This window comes from Streptomyces sp., from assembly GCF_019510245.1.
Classification (GTDB): domain Bacteria; phylum Actinomycetota; class Actinomycetes; order Streptomycetales; family Streptomycetaceae; genus Streptomyces.
This window is the reverse complement of sequence record NZ_JAEKKT010000034.1, coordinates 1-6,648: the sequence shown is the minus strand read 5'-3', so window position 1 is coordinate 6,648 and position 6,648 is coordinate 1. Positions and strand designations below refer to the sequence as shown.

Genomic DNA, 6,648 nt, shown 5'->3' with positions numbered 1-6,648 from the left:
TTGAACCAGTGACCTCTTCCGTGTCAGGGAAGCGCTCTCCCGCTGAGCTAATCGTCCTTGGAGGTGGAGACGGGATTTGAACCCGTGTAGACGGCTTTGCAGGCCGTTGCCTCGCCTCTCGGCCACTCCACCAGGAGTGTAGGGGATCGGGAAGACCCCTAGTTCCTTCGAGCGGACGACGAGGCTCGAACTCGCGACCTCAACCTTGGCAAGGTTGCGCTCTACCAACTGAGCTACGTCCGCCTGTCGTTTCGGTCCGCTCTCGCGTCCCGGCGACGTGTTGAACTCTAGCGGATTCCCGGGCCAGCACAAAAACGCGTTTGCGCAGCGTGCTGCGCCGGTCCGGACGGACGACGTGGTCAGGGCGCCCTTGACGACATGCCCGGGTCACCCCGAGGACACCCGCCATAGACTCGACGACGTGCTCCATCGTCCTCCTCATCACCCTCCTCTCGCCCGGTTCGGTGACCGCGTCGCCACCGGCCTCCTCGACGTGACCAGCGATCCCGCGGCCCTCGACTCCTCCGGTTTCTGGGCCGTCTGCGCGGATTTCGAGGGCCGGCTGACCTGTGCCCGCTTCGGCGACCTACGGGAGGAGCCGGTGCCGGCGCCGGTGCCGGGACAGTGGCGGGGCCCGGCGGCCGGCGACTGGACGTCGTCCCTCGACCGCGCCGCGTACACGGCGGCGGTGCGGCGGATCCGCACGCACATCGCGGCCGGCGAGGTCTACCAGGCCAACCTCTGCCGCGTGCTCTCCGCGCCGGTCCCCGCGGACGCCGACGTGGACGCCCTGACCGCGCTGCTGGCCCGCGGCAACCCGGCGCCGTACGCCGGAACGATTCGCCTCCCGGAGCACGGGGTGGAGATAGCCACCGCCTCGCCCGAACTGTTCCTGCGCCGGACGGGGCGGACCGTGGAGAGCGGGCCGATCAAGGGCACCGGCCGCACCGAGGCGGATCTCCTGGAGAAGGACTACGCCGAGAACGTGATGATCGTGGACCTGGTCCGCAACGACATCGGGCGGGTCTGCGCCACCGGCAGTGTGACCGTCCCCGACCTGTGCGCCGTGGAGAAGCACCCGGGGCTGGTCCATCTCGTCTCCACCGTCCGCGGCGAGCTGCGTGCCGGCGCGGGCTGGCCCGACCTGCTCGCCGCGGCCTTCCCGCCGGGCTCGGTCACCGGCGCGCCGAAGTCGAGCGCCCTGCGGATCATCGAGGCCCTGGAGACGGCGCCGCGCGGTCCGTACTGCGGCGGCATCGGCTGGGTGGACGCGGACCGGGGCGTGGGCGAGCTGGCCGTGGGCATCCGCACCTTCTGGATCGACCGGTCCGGCGACGGTGACACGCTCCGGTTCGGCACCGGCGCCGGGATCACATGGGGTTCCGATCCGGAGGGCGAATGGCGGGAGACCGAGCTGAAGGCCGCCCGGCTGCTCGCGGTAGCGTCGGGTACGTACGACGTGAACGAAGACGGTCCCGGGTGCTGAACCGGCCCGGCGGCGGCCTTCGGACCCCGGGCCGGTCCGCCGCATCCGGTGCGTCTCGTGCATCCGACGCATCGGGCGCTGACTTGTAGAGGTAGAGAGCTGTGAAGATCTGGCTGGACGGCGGGTTGCAGGACGTCGAGTCCGCGCGTGTCTCCGTCTTCGACCACGGGCTGACCGTGGGGGACGGCATCTTCGAGACGGTGAAGGCGACGGAGGGCCGGCCCTTCGCGCTCACCCGCCACCTCGAGCGGCTGACCCGCTCGGCCCGGGGCCTCGGCCTGCCCGACCCCGACCGCGACGAGGTCCGCCGGGCCTGCGAGGCGGTCCTGGCGGCCAACCCGATGCCGCTGGGCCGGCTGCGCATCACCTACACCGGCGGCCACGGCCCCCTCGGCTCCGACCGCGGCGACCGCGGCCCCACCCTCGTGGTGGCCCTCGGGGAGACCGGCCGCCGCGCCGACTCCACCGCCGTGATCACGGTCCCCTGGACCCGCAACGAGCGCGGCGCGCTCACGGGTCTGAAGACCACCTCGTACGCCGAGAACGTCGTCGCCCTGGCCCGCGCCCACCAACACGACGCCTCCGAGGCCCTGTTCGCCAACACCGTCGGGCAGCTCTGCGAGGGCACCGGCTCCAACGTCTTCGTCGTCCTCGACGGCGAGATCCACACCCCGCCGGTCGCGTCCGGCTGCCTGGCCGGCATCACCCGCGCCCTGACCGTCGAGTGGACCGGCGCCCGCGAGACGGACCTGCCGCTGGACGTCCTGGAGCGGGCCGACGAGATCTTCCTCACCTCCACCCTGCGCGACGTCCAGGCCGTGCACCGCGTCGACGGCCGTGAACTCCCCGGTGCCCCCGGCCCGGTGACCGCCAAGGCGATGCGCGTCTTCGACGAGCGGTCGGGCGACGACCTGGATCCCTGACGCGCTCCCGGAGGGTCTCCGGCGGCCAGGGCCCTGTCGGGCTGACGTCAGCGTCCCGGGCGGGTAGAACACGGCTGATGACCACGACCCTGCGGCCGACCGAGCCGCTCCAGCACGGCGCCGACGGGGCACCGTCCCGCCACTTCCAGGTGTGCGTGAACGGCAGGCCCGTCGGGACCCTCCACCTCGGCACCTCGCCGAGTCTCGGCGCCCACGTGGCCCGGATCGTCGACCTGCGCATCGAGGAGCCCGACCGCCGCCGGGGCCGCGGCACCGTGGCCGCGCTCGCCGCGGAGGAGGTGGCGCGGGGCTGGGGCTGCCGGCAGATCGAGGTGGGTGTCCCGGCCGCCGCGGAGCCGGCCCTCCGGCTGGTCACCGCGCTCGGCTACGTGCCGCGCAACCGCAGGATGGAGAAGCGCCTCGGCGACACCCCGCCCGCGCTGCCGGCCGGCAGCCTCGGCCGTGCCATGACCGACGCGGAGTTCGAGGAGTGGCTCGCTCACGAGTCCGAGGCGCACGCACGCATGTGGATCGAGCGGGGCATGCCCGAAGCCGAGGCGCACGAGAAGACGCGGCGCGACCACGAGCGGCTGCTGCCGCGGGGGCCGGCCACCGAGGACATGCGGTTCAGCATCCTCGAACACCAGGGGACACGCGTCGGCACCCTGTGGCTGGCCCTCAGGGAGGACCGCGCCTTTGTGTTCGACGTCGAGGCCGACGCCGCGCACCGCGGCCGGGGTCACGGCCGCACCCTCATGCTGCTGGCGGAGAGCCAGACGATCGCCGCCGGCCGACCCGTCCTCGGCCTCACCGTGTTCGCCGGCAACACTCCGGCCGAACGCCTCTACGCGTCGCTGGGGTACGAGACGGTCTCCTGCATTCTCCACAAGAACCTGATCTGAAGTCCGGTCACCGCCGGCCGGTCACTGCGGCAGGCACTGCTGCCGGGTCACTCCTGCTCGGCCAGCAGCCGGTCGGCGATCTCCGCCACGCGCTCGCGCAGGCCCTCCTGGCTCTTGCCGCCGTCGAGGCGTTCGCCGCCGATGACGTACGTCGGGGTGCCGGTCACGCCGATGGCCTTGCCCTCGGCCTGGTCGGCGTCCACGATCAGGATGTGCCGGCCGTCGACCAGCGCGGTGTCGAACTCCTCGGCGTCCAGGCCCAGTTCGCGGGCCACCTCGACCAGGAACGGCTCGCCCCCGCGGTCCAGCTCCTCGACCCGGCCGAGGACCGCCTCGACGTACTCCCAGCCCTTGCCCTGCTCCAGGGCCTCCTCGGCGGCCTGCGCGGCGGCGAAGGCGTGCTTGTGCTTCTCCAGCGGGAAGTGCCGCAGCCGCAACTCCAGCCGGTCACCGTACCGGGCACGCAGGGCACGGAGGTCGTCCAGGGCGCTGCGGCAGTCGGGACACTGCAGTTCACACCAGACGTCGAGGACCGGGGCGTCGGCGCGCGCGGGGGAGTCGTTCATGCCGACCAGTCTTCCAGGCCACGCTCCGTGGACCCAATCGAGGCGGCGGGCCGGCCGGCAGGGGGCGGGCGGCGGCCGACCGCCGGAACCGGCATCGGCCGGGGTGCCGGAGTGGGGGTGTGGCCCTGGCTCGTCCCTGGGGTGGAGGTGACCCGGAGAGGACCCCGAGATGCCCCTGATTGTCGGGCCCGGACATGGATCGCACGGGCCGGGCGGTGCACGATGGAAGGGGCGAAGCAGCGCCCGCACTCCGCCCGCCCGACCCAGCCCGCAGGAGGACCGGATGATCGCCGAGACAGTCTGTTCCGCCGTGTCCGCGGCAGGCCTGGGCATCGCCGTGGTCACCGCCTACCGCAAGCGATACCTGGCGGCGGCCCGCATCGCCGCCTACTCCCTCGTCCCCATCGGTCTGGTGATGACCGGCGTGGTCGGCTGGCTCGCCGACACCGCGTTCAGCCCCACCGCCTGGGCGGGCTTCGGCGTGCTGGGCGCGGCCTGGGCCCTGTTCGCCGGCACCCGCGCCGTGGAGCGCCGGCGCGGTGGCACCCGTGCCGAGCGCAGGGCGGCCTCCCGGGGCGCAGAGCGCGACGCCGTAGCCCCCGCCGCCGCGGCACCGTCCCTGAGTCCGGCCACCCGTCCGGCGACCGGGCCCGCGGCGGCGCCCCGCGGCACCGGCTCGGGTGACGACTTCAGCGACATCGAGGCCATCCTCAAGAAGCACGGGATATGACGCGTCCCGGCCGCCGCCGCGCCGCGGCGCAGTTCGGTCGGGTTGCGGGCACTTCCCGGGCGTCGACGTGATCGAGGCGAGCCGCTGCGGCAGCGCCGCGCAGGCCGTCGTCGACGCGGCCCACGACGCGTCCCTGGCCGCGTCCCGGCCGCCGCCGCGCCGCGGCGCAGTTCGGCCGAGTTGCGGGCGCATGCATATGACAATCGCATGAGGCATTGAAACGACACAGTGCGACTGCGGCGTGCGCGGAAGTGCTCAGAGGACGAGCGGAAGCGAAGCGGACATTGCGGAATTCGGCGAACTCCCGCCCATTCCGGGCGTGTTGATCGCGTGGCGGGGGTCCGCTGGGACATCATCGCCGCGAGATGCTGGACACGAAACAGAGCGAGGCCGCGCCGCCGAAGGACGAGCCGCGCGGGTGCCTCTTCGCCCTTTCCCAGCCACCGCTGATGATCTTCCTAGCGGTGATCGGGTGTCTGCTCCTCATGGCTGCGCTGCACGACCTGCTGTGGCTGTGAGCCGTACCCGCCCGTCCCGGCGCCACCCGCCGGGACCGGCGTCGGCATCGACGCCCCGGTTGCGACCGGGCGAGGGCTACTGGTCCTCGATCTCCGGACCTCGACCCGCCGCGACCCGCCCGCCGCAGCACCCCCGCCCCCGTGCCTCCGCCCCCGTGCCTCCGCCCCCTCACCCCGTTCTTGGCACCCCCGGGATCAGCCCGCCGCCTCCTTGCGGCGTGCCCGGTACGCGGCGACGTGCAGGCGGTTTCCGCAGGTCCGGCTGTCGCAGTAACGGCGCGAACGGTTGCGGGAGAGGTCCACGAAGGCGCGCCGGCAGTCCGGGGCCTCGCAGCGCCGCAGGCGCTCCTGCTCCCCGGCGACGACGAAGAAGGCGAGCGCCATCCCGCAGTCGGCGGCGAGATGGTCGGCCACCGAGGCGCCGGGTGCGAAGTAGTGCACATGCCAGTCGTGGCCGTCGTGGTCCGTGAGCCGGGGCGTGGTGCCCGCGGCCGCGACCAGCTCGTTGATCCACTTGGCGGCGGTCCGCGGGTCCGGAGCGGCGAAGATCGCCGCGAACCGGCCACGGATCTTGCGCACCGCAGACAGATCGAACTCCGACAGCACGCCCACATCGCTGACGTCGTGGTTTCGTACGAACTTCTGGAGGGCCGCGACATCGGGCAGTCCGTCCGCCGCCGCGTCGTCCTCCGGCACGGTGTTCACCAGATCCACCACGGCGTCGAGAGAACGCCGGGTGTCGTGGGTGATCAGCACGATTCGCTCCCTGGCCTGAGGGTCGGGCGGGCGCCCGCCGATGGTGGCCGATGGTAGCGACATACGGCGGCCCCGCACCGGACCTGTCCCACTCGTGACTGTGCGGTACAACGCTCACCGCCCCCCGGCGGTTCCACGGGAACGCGGACACACCGGCACCGCCCCCGTGACGGAACACGGTGGCGGCGCCGGTGCTGCCGTATGCGGTTGTCTAGGCCCGAGCCGTCTCCCCGAGTGGACGGCGCCGGGCGGCTTGCAGGGGGCGTACCCTCAGCTCTCCGCCAGGATGTGCGAGAGCTCCTGATCGAGATCGAAGTGGCGGTGTTCCGTGCCCGGGGGCACGGCGGCGTCCGTTCGCTTCAGGAAGGACTCCAGAGCCCGCGCCGGGGCTTCCAGCAGGGCCTCCCCTTCCGGAGAGCTCAGGGCGATGCACACGACGCCCTGACCGTGACTGCGGGACGGCCAGACGCGGACGTCGCCGGTGCCGGTGGGGCGGTGCAGCCCCTCGGCGAGGAGGTCGCGGGCGAACACCCACTCGACGGTCTCCTCGGCTCCGGTGTGGAAGGTGGCGTGCACGGCGTAGGGGTCGGCCGTGTCGTACCGCAGGCCTGCGGGGACAGGCAGGGATGACTCGCTCGACACAACGAGGCGCAGGTGCAGCTCGCAGCTGACCGTGGTGTTCATAAGCGCCAGGGCCTTTCGCTCAGTGTGCGCTCGGGGATTCGCACGTCGGCGAAATCGACATGCCACCTACGGTGCCGTTGTAA

Annotated in this window: 8 protein-coding genes and 2 tRNA genes; 5 read left to right on the top strand and 5 right to left on the bottom strand. The window is 72.7% G+C overall.

All coding sequences use genetic code 11. The features are described 5' to 3' along the window. Positions 1 to 58 precede the first annotated feature (58 nt). Both JF597_RS01165 and JF597_RS01160 read right to left on the bottom strand, forming a co-directional pair. Positions 59 to 132 (bottom strand) — tRNA-Cys (locus JF597_RS01165). 38 nt (positions 133 to 170) lie between these two features. Continuing rightward, a tRNA-Gly gene (locus JF597_RS01160) sits at positions 171 to 243 on the bottom strand. Positions 244 to 421: 178 nt separating this feature from the next. On the opposite strand from JF597_RS01160, the gene JF597_RS01155 reads away from it, so the two are divergent. From JF597_RS01155 to JF597_RS01145, 3 genes are all read left to right on the top strand, one after another. Next, a complete protein-coding gene (locus JF597_RS01155) occupies positions 422 to 1,486 on the top strand; it encodes a chorismate-binding protein (protein WP_293987351.1) in 1,065 nt (354 codons plus the stop codon). 101 nt (positions 1,487 to 1,587) lie between these two features. Next, positions 1,588 to 2,409 carry an aminotransferase class IV gene (locus JF597_RS01150; RefSeq protein WP_293987348.1) on the top strand — a complete coding sequence of 274 codons (822 nt, stop codon included), beginning with the start codon at positions 1,588 to 1,590 and terminating at the stop codon, positions 2,407 to 2,409. 77 nt (positions 2,410 to 2,486) lie between these two features. Beyond that, positions 2,487 to 3,311: a GNAT family N-acetyltransferase gene (locus JF597_RS01145; protein WP_293987345.1), complete on the top strand. Its 825-nt coding sequence runs from the start codon at positions 2,487 to 2,489 to the stop codon at positions 3,309 to 3,311. Between the two features lie 47 nt (positions 3,312 to 3,358). Here the strand turns inward: JF597_RS01145 and JF597_RS01140 are convergent, their stop codons facing one another. Then, on the bottom strand, positions 3,359 to 3,877 hold the full coding sequence (locus tag JF597_RS01140; RefSeq protein WP_293987342.1) for a DsbA family protein: 519 nt from the start codon (positions 3,875 to 3,877) through the stop codon (positions 3,359 to 3,361). 283 nt (positions 3,878 to 4,160) lie between these two features. Between JF597_RS01140 and JF597_RS01135 the strand changes: the two genes are divergently transcribed. Continuing rightward, positions 4,161 to 4,607, top strand: coding sequence for a hypothetical protein (locus JF597_RS01135; RefSeq protein ID WP_293987339.1), 447 nt, complete (start codon positions 4,161 to 4,163; stop codon positions 4,605 to 4,607). A 365-nt stretch (positions 4,608 to 4,972) separates the two neighbouring features. After that, positions 4,973 to 5,125, top strand: coding sequence for a hypothetical protein (locus tag JF597_RS01130; RefSeq protein WP_167450005.1), 153 nt, complete (start codon positions 4,973 to 4,975; stop codon positions 5,123 to 5,125). A 195-nt stretch (positions 5,126 to 5,320) separates the two neighbouring features. Here the strand turns inward: JF597_RS01130 and JF597_RS01125 are convergent, their stop codons facing one another. Together JF597_RS01125 and JF597_RS01120 are read right to left on the bottom strand one after the other, a co-directional pair. Further along, positions 5,321 to 5,881, bottom strand: a complete 561-nt coding sequence (locus JF597_RS01125; RefSeq protein ID WP_293987332.1) for a CGNR zinc finger domain-containing protein — start codon at positions 5,879 to 5,881, stop codon at positions 5,321 to 5,323. Positions 5,882 to 6,151: 270 nt separating this feature from the next. After that, a complete protein-coding gene (locus tag JF597_RS01120; protein ID WP_004002642.1) occupies positions 6,152 to 6,565 on the bottom strand; it encodes an SsgA family sporulation/cell division regulator in 414 nt (137 codons plus the stop codon). Between the last annotated feature and the right edge of the window lie 83 nt (positions 6,566 to 6,648).

Excerpts from the sequence above, each read along its gene's own strand:
- JF597_RS01120 (WP_004002642.1), bottom strand. The coding sequence starts at position 6,565 with ATGAACACCACGGTCAGCTGCGAGCTGCACCTGCGCCTCGTTGTGTCG.
- JF597_RS01135 (WP_293987339.1), top strand. The coding sequence starts at position 4,161 with ATGATCGCCGAGACAGTCTGTTCCGCCGTGTCCGCGGCAGGCCTGGGC.
- JF597_RS01145 (WP_293987345.1), top strand. The coding sequence starts at position 2,487 with ATGACCACGACCCTGCGGCCGACCGAGCCGCTCCAGCACGGCGCCGAC.
- JF597_RS01140 (WP_293987342.1), bottom strand. The coding sequence starts at position 3,877 with ATGAACGACTCCCCCGCGCGCGCCGACGCCCCGGTCCTCGACGTCTGG.
- JF597_RS01130 (WP_167450005.1), top strand. The coding sequence starts at position 4,973 with ATGCTGGACACGAAACAGAGCGAGGCCGCGCCGCCGAAGGACGAGCCG.